The organism is Sphingomonas echinoides ATCC 14820 (assembly GCF_000241465.1).
In the GTDB taxonomy this organism is placed as follows: domain Bacteria; phylum Pseudomonadota; class Alphaproteobacteria; order Sphingomonadales; family Sphingomonadaceae; genus Sphingomonas; species Sphingomonas echinoides.
Window position 1 is genome coordinate 750,784 of sequence record NZ_JH584235.1, and the last position, 16,392, is coordinate 767,175.

A 16,392-nucleotide genomic window follows, 5' to 3' on the forward strand; every position below is an offset into this window, starting at 1 on the left:
AGGGAGGGGAGAAGCGAACAACTCACTCACCCGCCACCATCGGCGCATCCGCATCGGCCATGTCGCGCCGCGACACGCGCACCGCTTCCTCAGCCGTGGTCACACCCTCACGCACCAACTGCCGCGCCGCGCTGCCGAGCGTCGGCGCATGGAGAAAAGCGTGGCGCGCGATCAGCGCTTCATCGCCGCCATCGTTGATCAGGCGGCGCACCGTCTCATCGACGCGGACGGCCTCATACACGCCCACACGCCCCTTAAAGCCGCTGCCCTGGCACTGCTCGCAGCCGACCGCCTCATAGACGATCGTGCCCGGATCGAAACCGAGCAACGCCGCCACCGGCCCCTCCGCCGCGACCGGGCGGCGGCACTGCTCGCACAGCCGCCGCACCAGCCGCTGCGCAATCACCGCGCGCAGCGTCGATGCCAGCAGGAACGGCTCGACCTTCATGTCGCGCATCCGCGTGATCGCGCCGACCGCGTCATTGGTGTGGACCGTGGACAGCACCAGATGCCCGGTCAGCGATGCCTGCACCGCAATTTCGGCGGTTTCGCGGTCGCGGATTTCGCCGACCATCACCACATCGGGGTCCTGCCGCAGGATCGCGCGCAATCCGGCCGCGAAGGTCAGCCCGACCTTGGGGTTGACCTGGGTCTGCCCCACCCCCTCCATCGCATATTCGACCGGGTCCTCGACCGTCAGGATGTTGCGGCTGCCATCGTTGAGCAGCCGCATCGCCGCGTACAGCGTCGTCGTCTTGCCCGATCCCGTCGGCCCGGTGACCAGGATGATGCCATTGGGCTCGGTCACCGCATCCTTGAGCAACTGGTGGATGGCCGGCGTCATGCCCAGCGCATCGAGCGTGATCCCGGCATTTTCCTTGTCGAGAATGCGCAACACCACGCGCTCGCCCGCGCGGCTGGGCAAGGTCGATACGCGCACGTCGAGCAATTTGCCGCCCAGCGTCAGCCCGATGCGCCCGTCCTGCGGCACGCGCCGCTCGGCAATGTCGAGCCGCGCCATCACCTTGATGCGGCTGACCACCACCGGCGCGACATGCGGTGGCATCCGCAGCGTCTCGCGCAGCACGCCGTCGATCCGCATCCGCACCACCAGCCCGGTCTCATACGGCTCGACATGGATATCCGACACGCCGTTGCGCGCGGCATCGGCGATGATGCCGTTGATCAGCCGAATCGCCGGGGCATCGTCGGCCGTGTCGAGCAAATCGTCCGCGCTCGGCAGATGATCCGCCAGCATGTCGAGTTCGTCGCCCAGCCCCAGCGCCCCCGCCGCCATCGCCGCCGCCTGCCCGTCCATCGCATAGACTTCGGACAGCAGCCGGTCGAAGTCGCTCGGCGTGACGGGTGTTACCTGGAATGGCCGGGCCAAATGGCGGCGCAGCTCGATCAAGGCCTTAGGATCGGCCCCTTCGCGCATCGCGACGGTGAAGTGCCCTTCATGGTTGGGCGCGACCACCACCCCGAACCGGCGCGCAAAGGCGTAGGGAATGGTGATTTGCGGCAAGGCATCAAAATCTCCCCTCCCGCTTGCGGGAGGGGTCGGGGGAGGGCTGGCGCTGGACATGTTTGTGTCGGGAAGCCCCTCCCCTAGCCCCCCCGGCAAGCGGGCGGGGAAAGTCCCGGGATCACCGCCCGGTCCCATCACCGCCCCCGCTTGGTGTGGATCACCGTGCTCGAACTGCGCTGCACCGGCACTGCGATGCGGGGATCCTCGATGTTGCCGGGCACGGGCGCACTCGGGATCGGCGGTGCCGCCCCCATGTAATCGCGCACCAACTGGTCGATCGAAGGCTCGTCATTCGGCGCGGCCAAGCCCTGCTGCAGGCGTAGATAGCCGTAGCGCTGCTCGGTCAAGCGGCGGCTGTCCTCGGCGGTCCGCAAAATGGTCGGGCGGATGAAGATCATCAAATTGGTCTTGGTCCGCGATTTCGCCTTGGAGCGGAACAGATTGCCCAGCCCCGGGAGATCGCCCAGCAGCGGGATCTTCTGGATCGTGCGGCGTTCATTGTCGTCGAGCAAACCACTGATGACGGCAATGTCGCCATCGTCGACCGTGCGCACCGTCTCGACCTCGCGCTTGTTGAGGATCAGGTCGCTATTGTCGCTCGACACCGGCCCCGCGATCGAACTCACCCCCAGCCGCAGATTGAGCTTCACCGTGCCCGAGGAATTGACTTGCGGCCGCACCGTCAGCTCGATGCCGACATTTTCACGCTGGGTCGTGCGGAAGGTGTTGTTGAAATTGTTCGACAGCGCCTGCCCGGTGGTGATCGGGATTTCCTGTCCGACCAGACTGTGCGCTTCCTGATTGTCGAGCATCACCAGATGCGGGACTTGCAACAGGTTGGAGGTGGTGTCGCTCTTCAGCGCGTTGATGATCGAACCGAACACCGTGTCGCCGATCTTGCCGGCCCAGCCACCGAAGCCGCCGCTCGCGCCCAGAATCGAGCTGATCGCCGATTGCGCGAGCGAATCGCTGGCGCTGCTGTTGGTGCTGGTGGTTACGGTGGTGCCGTTGACGACCGTCGTCGTGGTATTGAGCTGCCGCGCGCCAATCGCCCCGGCGATGGTCAGCAAGCTGGGCGCGGTGTTCTGGAAACTGGAGGCCGCGAACACGCCGCCCTTGATGTTGGCGATGGCGAATTGCGCGCCAAGCTGGCTGGCGGTCTGGTCCGAAACTTCGGCGACAATCGCTTCGACCAGCACTTGCTCGCGCCGGGTGTCGAGTTGATGCACCACATCGGCCAATTGGCGCTGCACCTCTGCGGGGGCGGCGATAACGATCGCGTTCGCGCCAACGAAGCGCGTGACCACTGCCGCCGTCCGCCCGGCCGAACTGATCGCGGCTTGCCCGGTCGAGGTACCGCCACCGGCCGAGACGTCTTGTTGGACAGTCGGCGCGGTGGTCTGGCGTGCGGTCGTCTGAAACCCGCTGCCGTTGCTGCCGCTCGACTGGCCGTTATTGCTGCCAAAGGTCGATGCGGACAGCTGCTGGTTCGAAATGGGTGACGGGGCCTGCCCGACCAATTGCTGAAGCACGGGCAAAAGCTGCTCGGCATCGGCATTCTCAAGGAAAATCACTTTGATTTCGGTGCCGTTCTTGGCGCGCCGGTCCAGATCCTCGGCCACCGCCGCCAGCCGCGCGACCGACGCCGCATCGCCACGGATCGCCACCGAATTGGAACTGATCACGGCCACCACGCTCGCGCTCGAGCCAGTCGACGGTCCACCGCCGCCCGCGCCCTGCCCAGTCAGCGCTTGCAACGCCGTTGCGATTTCACGGGCACCGGCATTCTTCAACGCGACAATGCGCGTTGCGGCAGTGTCGGTGTCGATCTGGCGGATCACCTCGCGCACGCGGCGGACATTGTCGGCGAAATCGACGATGACCAGGCTATTCCCGCCGCGATTGGCGGTGACCGAGCCCTGCGGCGAGATCAGCCCCCGCACGGTATCGACCGCCGAGGCCGCGTCGATCGAGCGCAAACGAACGATTTCGGTCACGTAACTGTTGCTCGCCGCGCCACGCGCCCCCACGCGGCTGGGCTGCGACGCGGCATTGTCGGTCGGCTGCACCCGAAACGCGCCATTGCTGGTCGGCACCGCGACCAGGCCGTTGGCGCGCAGCGTCGACAGGAAAATCTCGAAATATTGCGATTTGCTGACGGGGTGATCGGTCACCACCGTCACCTTGCCCTGCACGCGCGCGTCGATGATGAAGGTCCGCCCCGTCACCCGCGCCGCATCGGCGATGAACGCGCGGATATCCGCGTCGCGCACATTCATCGTGGTCTGCGCAACGGCGGTGCCGGCGAGCGCAAGCGACAGAAACGGTGCCAGAGTAAATGTCTTCATTGCCCCGCAATCGTGATGGAAAGTGGAATCGTGTCCTTGCCGCGCTCCACCGCGACAGAGAGCAGGCCGCCTTTGGCAAATTGTGCGGCGAGACGCTCGATATCGCCTGTCCCTCCAACCGGCTTGCCGGCAATCTGGGTCACGACATCGCCCTCGTGCAACCCGGCGGTGCGAAAGGCGAGACCATTCCCCTGCGATCGCACGGTCAGCCCGGTCACTCGGCCATTGTCGATGCGCGGGATGAACCCAACGTCCGAACGCAGTTGGGCGAAGGTGATCCCCGAAGGAGCCGAAGGCATCGGACGCGTCGGACCGCCGCCAACCAGCGGCGGCGCAGCGGGCGCAGGCGTGGCGACTGGCGTGGTTTCCGGCTGTACCAGGAAGAGGTCTTCAGACGCGCCATTGCGGTCGATCGTGACATGGTCGAACGCGACCGCCTTCAAGCGCACGCCGGGCATGATTTCCTGGCCCACACCGACGCTTTGCTGCACCCCGTCAGGCCCAGCGATAATCGCCGAGCCGCCGCCCTGCGCTTCATCGACCCGCGTTCCGAACAAGGTCAGTTGCAGGCTGGTGACCACCGCAGGCCCCGCCGCATCGCCGCCGCTGATGCGAAAGAACGGATCGAAGCTGCTCAAGAGCGCTTGCGGAGCTCCGGCGAACCCGCTGTGTGCCGGACGCCAGACGCCGATCGCGCCGACCGGCGTGACCACTGTCCACACCAGCCGCGCACCTTGCACCGCGAGCAGAGCGATCAGCAGCAGCTCGAGCGCGCTATATACTTTCGTCACGGGTACGCGTCGCAAAACACTCCGCGCTCGCGCATCCAACACCAACCGCATGCGGCATTATTCCTCGATCGCGCGTCTAACCTTATCCGCGTGTTACAGACACCAGACGACGCTGTGAACCTCGCACGGTCGCAGGGGCTGGAAAAGCCACAACGGCTTTGGCAGGAATAGGCCGATGACCGCGCAGACACATTTCGGATCGGGCAACCCGGCGGACGCCATGATCGAGCATATCCTCGCCCAACCGGGCGTGCAGCGCGTACCCAGCACCAAACTGACGCTGTTTGTTCGCCGCAGCTTTCTCGATCCCGCAACGTCCACGGCCTTGTGTGCGCGAGTCGATGCGACGCGACGGCCATCGACCCTGTCCGATTTCAACGGCGACCCAACCTTTCGGACCAGCGAGACGGGCGATCTCGATCCGTTCGATCCGCTGGTGATCGATCTCAACGCGCGGATCGCCGCCTTTACCGGGCTCGACCCGGCGCATGGCGAACCGATCCAGGGGCAGCGTTACGCAACAGGGCAGGAATTCAAAGCCCATACCGATTATTTCGAACCGGACGGGATCGACTATCAGCGGTATTGCGGCATTGCGGGCAACCGCACGTGGACGGTGATGATCTATCTCAACCAGCCCGAAGCTGGCGGTGCCACCCGCTTCAAGGCGATCGACAAGATCATCCAGCCCGAAACCGGGAAGCTGCTGGCGTGGAACAATCGCCTGCCCGACGGGCGGCTCAACCCCGCCACGTTGCACCACGGGATGAAAGTGCGCGCGGGCACCAAATATGTCATCACGAAATGGTTTCGGGAGCTGCCCTGGCGCTGACGCCGGAGCGTCGCCGGACAGCCCGATCCCTGAGAATGGTGGGCGCGGCAAGGATTGAACTTGCGACCCCACCCGTGTGAAGGGTGTGCTCTACCACTGAGCTACGCGCCCGTTGCCGTCCTGCACATGCGATATGTGGGAGGGCTGAACGGATGAGGGCGGCGTTACCGCCGCCCTCGTCACCAATCCCTTAAAACGAGCAAGTGCCGCTTGTCCAGCGACACCTCGCATGTTTTCGGGAGATTAGATCAATTGACCGAATCCTTCAGGCCCTTGCCGGCCTTGAACTTCGGCTGCGACGACGCCTTGATCGTCATCGGTTCGCCGGTGCGCGGGTTGCGGCCGGTCGAGGCCTTGCGCTTGCTGACCGAGAACGTGCCGAAGCCAACCAGGCGCACTTCGTCGCCCTTTTTCAGCGCCGCCGAGACCGCATCGAACACCGCCTCAACCGCCTTGCTTGCATCACCCTTGGTCAGACCCGACGTGTCGGCCACCGTCGCGATCAATTCCTGTTTGTTCATCGCCACCAAACCCCCGATACAAAATGGAAAAAATATACCCAGGCAAAAAGCCGGTTGCGCACTAAGACGGCTAGCGCGGGGGCTGTCAAAACAAAAAGCGACAGCCCCGGTCTAAAATCGGCGGAAATGCGGCATTTCGAGTAATCGATCCGATCAATGATGCACTTCACCGCCAATTGGCGCGACACCCGCTGGCGGCTGCGCGGCCAGGTCATCGGCCTCGGTCCAGTCGATCGCGGTGAGCGGGCCGGTCAGCGCGAGCCGCAACACTTCATCGACATGCGCCACCGGGATGATCTTCAGACCATCCAGGATATTGGCCGGAATCTCCGCCAGATCCTTCTCATTCTCCTGCGGGATGAGCACGGTGGTGATGCCGCCACGTAGCGCCGCCAGCAGTTTTTCCTTGAGGCCGCCGATCGGCAGCACGCGCCCGCGCAACGTCACCTCGCCCGTCATCGCAATGTCGCGGCGCACCGGCACGCCGGTGAGCGTCGAGACAATCGCGGTCACGATGCCAATCCCCGCCGACGGCCCATCCTTGGGCACCGCGCCTTCGGGCAGATGGATGTGGATGTCCTTGCGCGCGAAGATGCTCGGCTTGATCCCGTAAGAGGGCGAGCGCGCCTTGATGAAGCTGAACGCGGTCTCGATCGATTCCTTCATCACATCGCCGAGCTTGCCGGTGATCTTCGCCGCCCCGCGCCCAGGCACGGTCACGCTTTCGATCGTCAGCAATTCGCCGCCGACTTCGGTCCAGGCGAGACCGGTGACGGCACCGATTTGATTCTCTTCCTCGCCCAGGCCGTGGCGATATTTCTTCACGCCCGCAAATTCGGAGAGATTGTCCGGCGTGACGGTGACGCTCTCGGCCTTGCCTTCCAGGATCCGCCGCAACGCTTTACGCGCGAGCTTGGCGATCTCGCGCTCCAGCGTACGCACACCGGCTTCGCGGGTATAGAATTGGATCAGCGCGCGCAGCCCTTCGGTGGTCAGCGTGAACTCACCCTCTTTCAGGCCATGCGCTTCGATCTGCTTGGCGATCAGATGCCGCTCGGCAATTTCGACCTTCTCATCCTCGGTATAGCCTTCGAGCCGAATGATCTCCATGCGGTCGAGCAGCGGCTGTGGCAGGTTGAGCGTGTTCGCGGTGGTCACGAACATGATGTCCGAGAGATCGACATCGATCTCCAGATAGTGGTCGTTAAACTTCGCATTCTGTTCTGGATCGAGCACTTCGAGCAACGCTGAGGCCGGATCGCCGCGGAAATCCTGGCCGAGCTTGTCGATTTCATCGAGCAGGAACAGCGGGTTGCTGGTGCCCGCTTTCTTGAGGTTGGTCACGATCTTGCCCGGCAGCGAGCCGATATAGGTGCGGCGATGCCCGCGAATTTCTGCTTCATCGCGCACACCGCCTAAAGATTGGCGGATAAATTCGCGGCCCGTGGCCTTTGCGATCGATTTGCCGAGGCTGGTCTTACCAACGCCGGGCGGGCCGACGAGGCACAGGATCGGCCCCTTCAGCTTATTGGTGCGCGCTTGTACCGCGAGATATTCGATGATCCGGTCCTTGACCTTTTCGAGCGCATAATGGTCCTCGTCAAGCACCGCTTGCGCCGCCGAAATATCCTTGCGGATCTTGGACTTCTTGCCCCACGGCAGGCCCAGCAGCACGTCGAGATAGTTGCGCACGACGGTGGCCTCGGCCGACATCGGTGCCATCGTCTTGAGCTTCTTCAGCTCCGCCGTCGCCTTGGTGCGAGCTTCCTTGGACAGTTTGAGCGTCGCGATCTTATTGGTCAGCTCGGCGATCTCGTCGCCTTCGCCCTCGTCGCCCTCATTGCCGAGCTCACGCTGGATCGCCTTCAACTGCTCGTTGAGGTAATATTCGCGCTGGGTCTTTTCCATCTGGCGCTTCACGCGGCTTTTGATCTTCTTTTCGACCTGCAGCACGCCAAGCTCGCCCTCCATGAAGGCGAACACCATCTCGAGTCGCTTGGCCGGATCGCGTTCGATCAGCAGCGCTTGCTTGTCGGACACCTTGACCTGGACGTTGGCGGCGACCGCGTCGGCGAGCTTGCTCGCATCCTCAATCTCGCCGAGCTGCACCGCAGTTTCGGCGGGCAGCTTGCGGTTGAGCTTGGCATAATTTTCGAACTGCTCGACCACCGAACGCATCAGCGCTGCCATTTCGGTATTGGCGGCGTCGAGCGCCTCTTCGCCGTCGTCCCCCTCCAGCATTTCGACGTCGGCAGCGAGATAGCCGTCGGTCTGCACCAGGCCGGTCAGCGCGGCGCGGCGCTTGCCCTCGACCAGCACGCGCACTGTGCCATCGGGCAGTTTCAGCAATTGCAGGACGACGGCGGTGACGCCGATTTCGTACAGATCATCGCGATCGGGATCGTCTTCGCTCGGGTCGAGTTGCGCGACCAGGAAAATCTCCTTGTCGGCAGCCATCGCCGCCTCCAGAGCCGCGACCGACTTGTCGCGACCAACGAACAGCGGCACGATCATGTTGGGGAACACGACGATGTCGCGCAGCGGCAGCACGGGATAGGCGTGGGTGGGCGACGAGGACTTGGACGGGGTGAAAGAAGCTTTGGTCATGGATACTCCGGGGTCGCGTCAACGACGCGGGCTTAGTTCCTTATATGGGGGGAGTTGCCGTTGCATCAATCGTCGAACGATTTTGGGTGGTGCAGCGGCCCTCGCCGCGTTCCCCGCCAGCGCGCGGCACCCGGCCGACCCGATCGCGCGCGCCCTGGCAGCGGCCGGCGGGCAACCCCTTTTGTCGCGTGTACGCGTGATCGCATGGAGCGGGATCGCCCGCATGATGATCGGCCGGACGCCGGTCGACCTGATGATCGAAACCCGAATCGAACCCTTCGCGCGCGCGCGCTCCGACACCTGGCTGACCAGCGAGGGGCGCAGCGCCATGCAGACCATCATGGTGGAACGCGACAGTGCGTTTCTCGTCCATAACGGCGCACAGACCAGCCTGCCCCAGCCGCAAGCATATTTCGAGCGGCAGAAGCTGGCGGCATACAGCTATTTGCTGCTCGCCCCGGCGTCGCTGTCACCAAGCGGACGACGCGGCATTACGGCGATCCGCGACGGGTATCCGCCGATCGCGCTGACGCTCGCCCCGGATGGGCGGATTGCCTCGGCCGACTACACCCTTGCTGGGCCACCGCCGAACCCGCCGCTCGTGCATCAACACCTCCTATTTACGGGAACCGTGACAGCGCAAGGGATCCGCTTTCCCCGCACCACCTCGATCCTGCAGAACGGTCGCCCTGTCCTGCGCATGACCATCACCGATTTTTCCGTAGAGCTAGACCCTTCATGATCGCTTCCAGACTCGCTTTTGCTTGTGGCTGCCTCGCGCTGACCGGTGCCACCACCCTGCCCAAGAAAGGCGAGCCCGAGATCACGGCGCAGACCGCGCGGTCGGGCGGTGTGATCGATCCCGACCAGGCCAAATTGGGTTTCGATGCCGCCGACCTGTCTTTCGAGGTGTTGCCCGAGACCGAGACGCTGCGCGGCGTGGCGACGCTCAGCTTCACCGCCAAGGCCCCGCTCGACCGCCTCGCGATCGACCTCGACCGCAATTTGCCGGTCGATGCCATTGCCATCGATGGCGCGGCGCTCGCGCCCGCCGCGTGGAGCAACCCGGAAGGGCGGCTCGTCATCACGCTGCCACAGCGCGTCGCCAAAGGCGGCCATGTCACCGCGCGCATCACCTATGGCGGGCAACCGCATGTCGCGGTCAAGGCCCCGTGGGACAGCGGCATGGTATGGGCGACCACCCCCGGCGGCGCGCCGTGGTTCGCCACCACTGCGGAGGGCTATGGCTGCGATCTGTTCTGGCCGTGCCTCGATTTCCCGACGGGCGAGCCGGGCGTCGTCACGCTGCACATCACCGTGCCCAAGGGATTGAAGGCCCCCTCCAATGGCAAGCTGCTGGGGGTGGATACGCTGCCCGACGGGCGGACGGTGTGGAACTGGCGGATCAAGCACCCCAATACCTATGGCATCGCGCTCAATGTCGGGCCGTATGAAGAGATTTCGGGCGTCTATAAGAGCCGCTACGGCAACAGCATCCCGATGTTCTACTGGTTCCTGCCGGGCGAGGAAGACAAGGCCCGGGCGCTGTTCGCTGAGTTTGCCCCGACGCTCGATTTCTTCGAAAGCGAAGTCGGCCCCTACCCGTTCGGGGACGAGAAAGTCGGCGTGGTGGAAACCCCGCATAAGGGCATGGAGCACCAGACGATCAACGCATACGGCAATGACTATGCCAAGGCCCCCGAAGGGTTTGACTGGCTGTTCCAGCACGAATTTGCCCATGAATATTTCGGCAACCAACTGACCGCCGCCAATTGGGACGATTACTGGCTGCACGAGGGCTATGGCACCTACATGCAGCCGCTCTACGGCCGCTGGCGCGAAGGTGAGGCGCGCTATGCGACCATGCTGTCCGACGAACGCAACAAGATCGCCAACCTCCGCCCGATCATCTCGGGCAAGGTGCGCACCGAGGAAGAGGTGTATGAGGTCGACAAAGGCGGACCGGGCCAGGACATTTACTACAAGGGCGCGTGGATGCTCCACACGCTGCGTACCCTGATCGGCGACCGCGCGTTTCGCGATGTCACGCGGCTGGCGGTGTACGGGCGGACCGATCCGCGGCCCGGCAATTTCGCCCCGCGTTATGGGTCGAGCGCGGAGTATCAACGTTTCGTGCGGCGCGTGACCGGCAAGGATTATGGCTGGTTCTTCGACGTATATTTGCGCGAAGCGGCGCTGCCCGATCTGATCGAGACACGCAGCGCGACGCGGCTGGCCTTGCGCTGGCAGGTGCCGGGCGGGCGGGTGTTCCCGATGCCGGTCGAGGTGCAGATCGACGGCCGGATCGTGACGCTGCCGATGGCGGGGGGCGTGGGCAGCCTGCCCGTGCCGAAGCGCGCGCATGTCGTGATCGACCCCAAGGCCAAGCTGCTGCGGCGCTCGGTCGCGATCGAGCAGTATCAGGCATGGCGCGATGCGCAGGCACGGCGGCCACGCCCCGCCAATTGACGGACGCGTGTTATTCACATAACACAGCCATACTCTGGAGGCTGTGATGCGATTTCTGACCGACCCCGTTGGACTTCCCGGCTTGATCGCGCTCGGCGTCGGCATGGGCGTGTTCGTGGTGTCGCTGCTCCGCGCCCGCGCGCGCGGTGTCAAAAGCCCCAAAAGTCCCGACGCGCGGCGCAGCAATGCCTCGATCTGGGGGATTGTGTTGCAGGGGATAGGGATCGGCCTCGTCGGATTTGGTCCGATACGGGTCGGCCTCGATCCCGCCTCCACCACAGCGCTGCTCGAGGGGGCTATCGTGCTGGTGCTGATCCTCGGGGCGGTGTGGCTGTTCGATTCGTCGTCGCGGGCGATGGGCCGCAACTGGGCCTTGGTCGCGCGCACCCGCAGCGACGGGCATCTGGTGCAATCGGGCCCGTTCGCGCATGTCCGCAACCCGATCTATGTGGCGATGGCGCTGTTCACACTGGCGATGGCGATCGCTTACGGCCACACGCTCAACCTGATCGCAGGTGCCCCCGTGTTCGCGCTCGGCACCGCCATGCGCGTGCGGCACGAGGAAAGCGTCCTGCGCGCGACCTTTGCCGATTACGACGCTTATGCCGCGCGGGTGAAGCGCTTCGTGCCCGGCCTGTTCTGACCCAGCTCAGCCGGGAACAGCGGGCACCGCACCGCGCACGACGGGCGTTACCGGCACCAGTTCATAAATATCGAGCAGCGCCCCCTTCCCCGCGCGCGTCAGCACCAGCCGCCAGCGGAACGGCGCGACACGCTCGACCACGCCTGCGACATCCTGCGCAGGATTGACGCTATAGGGTGGCGCGCTGTCGGCATGGGCCGGGCGGAAGGTGCCGAGGAAGACCTGCCGCTTGTCGGTATCGGGAAACAGCCAGCCGCCGGGCAGGCTGGTGCCGCTCTGCTTGGTGAAAGACAGAGCGTGTGTCGTCCCGTCAACCGTGCAGAAATCGGGCTTATAGGTATCCAGCCCATGCGCGCCGCCCAGGCGGACGAGGCGGCAATAATAGGGGCCGGGCGGGAGCGCGGGCAAATCCAGCGCCGCCCCCGGCTGGACCAACGGACCCTCGCCATCGAGCTTGGCCTTGAGGCGGACCGGCACTGCGGCGCGCGCGCGCGCCCATGTCGCAGGAAGCGCGTCCAACCGGCTGCGATCTTCTGCTGTAACCGAGCCGGCCCAGCCGGTGGGCGTGGCGGCAATGTGGGGCGTCGCGCGCGGCCGGGCGGTCCCGGCGGTGCAGCCCGAGACGGTCGCGCCGAGCGCGATCAACGACGTGAGAACAAGGGGCGTCGATACGAAACGCATGGCGGTCGTTCTCCAGAATGTCGATGCGTGATGGGCCGTGCAGCGCGTTAACAATCGGTAAACGCCAAAGGTTAACAGATCGTAAACGACGCGACGGAGGCTCGGTTCCGCCCGTTCAGGCGCGCAGCATTGACCAGAAAATCGGTCCGCCCTTCGGGACCTGCCACGCCTCGGTCACGACAAAGCCGAGCGTGGCGTAAAAGCCCACATTCCGTTCGTTGGCGGTTTCGAGGTAAACGGGTCGGCCGTCCTCCGCGATCCGATCGAGCCCGGCCTGGATCACCGCGCGACCTAAGCCGCGCCCCTGTGCGGCGGGGTCGCACCCGGCAACGTGCAGATACCAGACATCGTTGGAGGGGAGATGCGCCTCAATCGCGCTCGACACCGTCAGCGCGCGACCAATCCCCCCGCCCAGGGCACGCCACATCGGCCAGGCGTGCATCACCATATCGAGCAGCGAGGTCTTGCCCAAACCGGGCGCGCGCCACAGCGTCGTCGCCGTGCAGCCTTCCGCGACCAGCCGCAGACCGGCCCGTGCATCCGCCTCGAACAGCAATGCAAAAAGCCGCGGCAGCCGGAGCGCGCGTTCGACAGGATCGGGTACTATATACGCCATCGCCGGATCGTCGGCGAACGCGCGGGCCAGCATTGCCGCGATCCGTCCCCGATCGGCGTCGTCAGCGACACCGATCGGGGTGGAAAGCGGTGCCGGGGTCACGCAGCCCCGGCCCCGGCCTTTTCTTTCTTGGCATAGACGCGGATCGGTTCCTTGCGGCCATCGATCACGTCCTTGTCGATCATCACTTCATCGACGCCGTCCATGCCGGGCAGATCGAACATCGTGTCGAGCAGGATGCCCTCGAGGATCGATCGCAGCCCGCGTGCACCGGTCTTGCGGTCGATCGCCTTCTTGGCGACTTGCACCAGCGCATCGTCGGTGAAGCCGAGCTTGACCGCCTCCATGTCGAACAGCTTCTGATACTGTTTCACCAGCGCGTTCTTCGGCTCGGTCAGAATCGTGACAAGGGCTGGTACGTCGAGATCCTCGAGCGTCGCAATCACCGGCAAGCGGCCGACGAATTCGGGGATCAGGCCGAACTTCAGCAGATCCTCGGGCTCGACCGACTTGAGCGTTTCACCCGTGCGGCGCTCCTCAGGGCTTGCGACATAGGCACCGAAGCCAATCGACTTGCCCTGCAGACGGTCGCCAATGATCTTTTCGAGGCCCGAGAAGGCACCGCCGCAGATGAACAGGATGTTGGTCGTGTCGACCTGCAGGAACTCCTGCTGCGGATGTTTGCGGCCACCCTGCGGCGGAACGCTGGCGGTGGTGCCTTCCATCAGCTTGAGCAAGGCCTGCTGCACGCCCTCGCCCGACACGTCGCGCGTGATCGACGGGTTCTCGGCCTTGCGGCTGATCTTGTCGATTTCGTCGATATAGACGATGCCGCGCTGCGCCCGCTCGACATTGTAGTCGGACGCCTGGAGCAGCTTGAGGATGATGTTCTCGACATCCTCGCCAACATAACCGGCCTCGGTCAAGGTCGTCGCATCGGCCATGGTGAAGGGCACGTCGAGAATGCGCGCGAGCGTCTGCGCCAGCAACGTCTTGCCGCAGCCAGTCGGCCCGACGAGCAGGATGTTGGACTTGGCGAGTTCGACATCCGCGCCCTTCTGGCCGTGGTTGAGGCGCTTGTAATGGTTGTGCACCGCCACCGACAGTACGCGCTTGGCGCGCTTCTGGCCGATCACATAATCATCGAGCACGTCGCAGATTTCCTGCGGCGTGGGGACGCCGCCGTCCTTCTTGGACACGAGTGCCGACTTGGTCTCCTCGCGGATGATGTCGTTGCACAATTCGACGCATTCATCGCAGATGAATACGGTTGGGCCCGCAATCAGCTTGCGCACCTCATGCTGCGACTTCCCGCAGAAGGAGCAATAAAGCGTGCTCTTCGAGTCGCCGCCGCTGAGTTTCGTCATTCAAACCATCCTTGCCGCCACCAACGGGGGCACCTATGCGGAGTGTCTATCCTAGACCGCACCCGCGCAATCCGACAATCACCAAAATTGCCGTATGAATACGGTAGCGGGGCACCTTTCGAGGCCCCGCCACCTAAAAACCACGTCAGGCCGAGGTCAAAGCAGGCGGCGTGCTCGAATCGTCGGGCAGCGCCGGACGCTTGTCGAACACCTGATCGACCAGACCAAAGTCCTTCGCCTCATGTGCCTCGAGGAAGGTATCACGGTCCATCGCGCGCTCAATCTCTTCGATCGGCTTGCCGGTGTACTGCGCATACAGCGAGTTCATCCGGTTCTTGATGCGCTGGATTTCCTTGGCCTGGATCTGGATGTCCGACGCCATACCCTGCGCACCGCCCGAGGGCTGATGGATCATGATGCGCGCATTGGTCAGCGCAACGCGCATCCCCGGCTCACCGGCGGCGAGCAGGAAGCTGCCCATCGACGCGGCCTGGCCAATGCACACCGTGCCAACACGCGGGCGAATGTATTGCATCGTGTCATGGATCGCCATGCCCGCCGTGACGACACCGCCCGGCGAGTTGATGTACATGAAGATGTCCTTCTTCGGATTTTCCGATTCGAGGAACAGCAGCTGCGCGGTGATGACCGCCGCCATATGATCCTCGACGCCGCCCGTTACGAAGATGATCCGTTCACGCAACAGACGCGAATAGATGTCGAACGAACGCTCGCCGCGGTTCGATTGCTCCACCACGATCGGCACGAGGCCGTCTTGAATGGGAGCCAGAAAGTCGCCGGTGTCGAACGGATTGCGCATGATGAGCCTTTTAGTCCTTATGCCCCGAGAAGAACGGAAATTCGAACCGCATACATCGGCGCTGGCGGAAACGAGTTCAAGCCCCGCCTGCGATGGCACCTTGATCGGCACGGCGATCGTCGCCGCCCGGTGCGCGGTGTGACAGATACGCCAGCCGCCGTACCTCACGGCGACCGCGCACCACGGTATCGAGGATCAGCCCGGTAAACACGTTGAGCGCTGCGAGAATCGTCAGCCCGGTCACCATCACCGCCGTCGGCAAACGCGGCACGAGATGCGTGTGCATATAGGTGATCACCAACGGGATACCGAACGCCAAGGCGGCGGCAAACAGCAAGCCCGCGATCACGCCGAAGAACAGGAGCGGTCGCTCGATCCGGTACAGCGTCACGATCGTACGCGCGATGCGGAAGCCATCGCGGTAAGTGCTGAGCTTCGATTCGGATCCCTCGGGCCGCGCGAAATAGGGGGTTTCGATCTCGCCGACCGGCATCTTGAGTTCGAGCGCATGGACGCTGATCTCGGTCTCAATCTCGAAGCCCGAGGACAGCACCGGAAAACTCTTGACGAACCGCCGTGAGAACACCCGGTAACCGGAGAAAATATCGGTAAAACTGCGCCCGAACAATTGCGCGAGCAGCCCGGTCATCGCCTTGTTGCCGAGCACATGCCCGCGACGATACGCGGCCGTCACCTCGGTCACGCGGCTACCGACGACCATGTCGAGCTGCTCGTCGAGCAAGCGCTGCACCAAAGCGGGCGCGACGGTCGCGTCATAGGTAGCGTCGCCATCGGCCATCACATAGATATCGGCATCGACATCGGCGAACATGCGGCGGACGACATTGCCCTTCCCCTGCATCCGCTCGGTCCGCACGATCGCCCCCGCCGCGCGCGCCACCGCAACGGTGTCGTCGGAGCTGTTGTTATCGTACACGTAGATCGTCGCATCCGGCAGCGCGGCGCGGAACCCGGCCACCGTCTGCGCGATGGCGGCGCTCTCATTATAACAGGGCAGCAGGATGGCGATGCGCGTGGTCATGGCTCTGCCATAGGGGTGAATGGCGATCGGTTCGACTGTTTTGTGCGCCGTGCCAAACGGACATAAAAAAGCCCCTCCCCTTCAGGGGAGGGGTTTGGGGGTGGGGCCGAGCCTCGCAGAGACCTCG

General features: G+C 64.2%; 14 protein-coding genes and 1 tRNA gene. 4 read left to right on the forward strand and 11 right to left on the reverse strand.

What is annotated here, in order from left to right; genetic code table 11:
• Positions 1-22 precede the first annotated feature (22 nt).
• From gspE to ON00_RS03515, 3 genes are all read right to left on the reverse strand, one after another.
• Entirely contained in the window at positions 23-1,585 is a 1,563-nt protein-coding gene (gene gspE, locus ON00_RS03505) for a type II secretion system ATPase GspE (protein ID WP_211207104.1), read from the reverse strand.
• A gap of 77 nt (positions 1,586-1,662) precedes the next feature.
• Entirely contained in the window at positions 1,663-3,876 is a 2,214-nt protein-coding gene (gene gspD, locus ON00_RS03510) for a type II secretion system secretin GspD (RefSeq protein ID WP_010403198.1), read from the reverse strand.
• Positions 3,873-4,718 (reverse strand): type II secretion system protein N, encoded by an 846-nt coding sequence (locus ON00_RS03515; RefSeq protein ID WP_010403199.1) that lies wholly within the window; start codon positions 4,716-4,718, stop codon positions 3,873-3,875. The genes gspD and ON00_RS03515 overlap by 4 nt, the downstream gene beginning before the upstream one ends.
• A gap of 124 nt (positions 4,719-4,842) precedes the next feature.
• Between ON00_RS03515 and ON00_RS03520 the strand changes: the two genes are divergently transcribed.
• Positions 4,843-5,499 (forward strand): prolyl hydroxylase family protein, encoded by a 657-nt coding sequence (locus ON00_RS03520; RefSeq protein ID WP_010403200.1) that lies wholly within the window; start codon positions 4,843-4,845, stop codon positions 5,497-5,499.
• Positions 5,500-5,535: 36 nt separating this feature from the next.
• Here ON00_RS03520 and ON00_RS03525 read toward each other — a convergent pair.
• The 3 genes from ON00_RS03525 to lon form a co-directional block, all read right to left on the reverse strand.
• Positions 5,536-5,610, reverse strand: a tRNA-Val gene (locus ON00_RS03525).
• Positions 5,611-5,747: 137 nt separating this feature from the next.
• Entirely contained in the window at positions 5,748-6,020 is a 273-nt protein-coding gene (locus ON00_RS03530; protein WP_010186832.1) for an HU family DNA-binding protein, read from the reverse strand.
• Between the two features lie 153 nt (positions 6,021-6,173).
• A complete protein-coding gene (gene lon, locus ON00_RS03535; RefSeq protein ID WP_010403202.1) occupies positions 6,174-8,627 on the reverse strand; it encodes an endopeptidase La in 2,454 nt (817 codons plus the stop codon).
• Between the two features lie 82 nt (positions 8,628-8,709).
• Here lon and ON00_RS03540 point away from each other — a divergent pair, with 82 nt between their 5' ends.
• Genes ON00_RS03540 through ON00_RS03550 form a run of 3 tightly spaced genes read left to right on the forward strand, consistent with a single transcriptional unit; the run spans position 8,710 to position 11,739 of the window.
• A complete protein-coding gene (locus ON00_RS03540; protein ID WP_010403203.1) occupies positions 8,710-9,369 on the forward strand; it encodes a hypothetical protein in 660 nt (219 codons plus the stop codon).
• A complete protein-coding gene (locus tag ON00_RS03545) occupies positions 9,366-11,096 on the forward strand; it encodes a M1 family metallopeptidase (RefSeq protein WP_010403204.1) in 1,731 nt (576 codons plus the stop codon). The genes ON00_RS03540 and ON00_RS03545 overlap by 4 nt, the downstream gene beginning before the upstream one ends.
• A 46-nt stretch (positions 11,097-11,142) precedes the next feature.
• Positions 11,143-11,739, forward strand: coding sequence for a methyltransferase family protein (locus ON00_RS03550; protein WP_010403205.1), 597 nt, complete (start codon positions 11,143-11,145; stop codon positions 11,737-11,739).
• Positions 11,740-11,745: 6 nt separating this feature from the next.
• Here the strand turns inward: ON00_RS03550 and ON00_RS03555 are convergent, their stop codons facing one another.
• The 5 genes from ON00_RS03555 to ON00_RS03575 all read right to left on the reverse strand — a co-directional run bounded on the left by ON00_RS03555 (position 11,746) and on the right by ON00_RS03575 (position 16,265).
• The gene (locus ON00_RS03555) at positions 11,746-12,420 is read right to left on the reverse strand and encodes a DUF4893 domain-containing protein (RefSeq protein ID WP_010403206.1); all 675 of its coding nucleotides are present in this window, start codon (positions 12,418-12,420) and stop codon (positions 11,746-11,748) included.
• Between the two features lie 115 nt (positions 12,421-12,535).
• Positions 12,536-13,138 (reverse strand): GNAT family N-acetyltransferase, encoded by a 603-nt coding sequence (locus ON00_RS03560; RefSeq protein WP_010403208.1) that lies wholly within the window; start codon positions 13,136-13,138, stop codon positions 12,536-12,538.
• Positions 13,135-14,403, reverse strand: coding sequence for an ATP-dependent Clp protease ATP-binding subunit ClpX (clpX, locus tag ON00_RS03565; protein ID WP_010403209.1), 1,269 nt, complete (start codon positions 14,401-14,403; stop codon positions 13,135-13,137). Before clpX ends, ON00_RS03560 begins: the two co-directional genes overlap by 4 nt.
• A 145-nt stretch (positions 14,404-14,548) precedes the next feature.
• Entirely contained in the window at positions 14,549-15,223 is a 675-nt protein-coding gene (locus ON00_RS03570) for an ATP-dependent Clp protease proteolytic subunit (protein WP_010403211.1), read from the reverse strand.
• Between the two features lie 76 nt (positions 15,224-15,299).
• Positions 15,300-16,265 carry a glycosyltransferase family 2 protein gene (locus ON00_RS03575; protein ID WP_010403212.1) on the reverse strand — a complete coding sequence of 322 codons (966 nt, stop codon included), beginning with the start codon at positions 16,263-16,265 and terminating at the stop codon, positions 15,300-15,302.
• Positions 16,266-16,392: the final 127 nt, after the last annotated feature.

Coding starts and splice junctions, on each gene's coding strand:
- gspE (WP_211207104.1), bottom strand. CDS start 1,585: ATGTCCAGCGCCAGCCCTCCCCCGACCCCTCCCGCAAGCGGGAGGGGA.
- gspD (WP_010403198.1), bottom strand. CDS start 3,876: ATGAAGACATTTACTCTGGCACCGTTTCTGTCGCTTGCGCTCGCCGGC.
- ON00_RS03515 (WP_010403199.1), bottom strand. CDS start 4,718: ATGCGGTTGGTGTTGGATGCGCGAGCGCGGAGTGTTTTGCGACGCGTA.
- ON00_RS03520 (WP_010403200.1), top strand. CDS start 4,843: ATGACCGCGCAGACACATTTCGGATCGGGCAACCCGGCGGACGCCATG.
- ON00_RS03530 (WP_010186832.1), bottom strand. CDS start 6,020: ATGAACAAACAGGAATTGATCGCGACGGTGGCCGACACGTCGGGTCTG.
- lon (WP_010403202.1), bottom strand. CDS start 8,627: ATGACCAAAGCTTCTTTCACCCCGTCCAAGTCCTCGTCGCCCACCCAC.
- ON00_RS03545 (WP_010403204.1), top strand. CDS start 9,366: ATGATCGCTTCCAGACTCGCTTTTGCTTGTGGCTGCCTCGCGCTGACC.
- ON00_RS03550 (WP_010403205.1), top strand. CDS start 11,143: ATGCGATTTCTGACCGACCCCGTTGGACTTCCCGGCTTGATCGCGCTC.
- ON00_RS03555 (WP_010403206.1), bottom strand. CDS start 12,420: ATGCGTTTCGTATCGACGCCCCTTGTTCTCACGTCGTTGATCGCGCTC.
- clpX (WP_010403209.1), bottom strand. CDS start 14,403: ATGACGAAACTCAGCGGCGGCGACTCGAAGAGCACGCTTTATTGCTCC.
- ON00_RS03570 (WP_010403211.1), bottom strand. CDS start 15,223: ATGCGCAATCCGTTCGACACCGGCGACTTTCTGGCTCCCATTCAAGAC.
- ON00_RS03575 (WP_010403212.1), bottom strand. CDS start 16,265: ATGACCACGCGCATCGCCATCCTGCTGCCCTGTTATAATGAGAGCGCC.